1 protein-coding gene is annotated in these 440 nt (G+C 56.6%); it reads right to left on the bottom strand.

Annotated elements, in window-relative coordinates; translation table 11 throughout:
• A partial coding sequence (locus KVT39_RS36570) for a hypothetical protein (protein WP_217591439.1) occupies positions 1–416 on the bottom strand: 416 nt, incomplete at its 3' end.
• Positions 417–440 lie beyond the last annotated feature (24 nt).

Below are 440 nucleotides of genomic sequence, written 5' to 3'. Positions count from 1 at the left end.
TTGAATGTCCATCTCCCGTTCGATGTCTGCTTGTACCCGGCGGTGTAATCGCGAATCGCCGTCACGATTTCGTCTTCTGAACGATCATCCCCCACACCAACATACGGGTGACGAATCGTTTTCACGTCGGCCGCCCCGTGATGTGGATCCCACGGAAACGGTTGGGTACCAATACCACCGCCGGCAATCCCCGAGCGGTGGCGCTCCCGTTGGGATTTGCGCCGAGCAGGCGAATCGCCATTAATACACCCTTCGACCTCGAAGAAAGGCGTGAACATCGACACGCCGGATTTGACCTTGTCCATGGGGCCGGAATTGGTGATGTCCGTTGCCGGATACCAGCCATAGCTTTCCTGGATCTTCGGATCACCGTGATCAATCTCCAGCCAGTAGTGACCGGGTTCTGCTTCCATCATGGCCCCGCTTGTGCCATAAAAAGG

The organism is Burkholderia sp. GbtcB21 (genome assembly GCF_019091065.1).
Lineage (GTDB): Bacteria > Pseudomonadota > Gammaproteobacteria > Burkholderiales > Burkholderiaceae > Burkholderia > Burkholderia pyrrocinia_C.
This window is presented reverse-complemented; position numbering and strand designations above follow the sequence as displayed.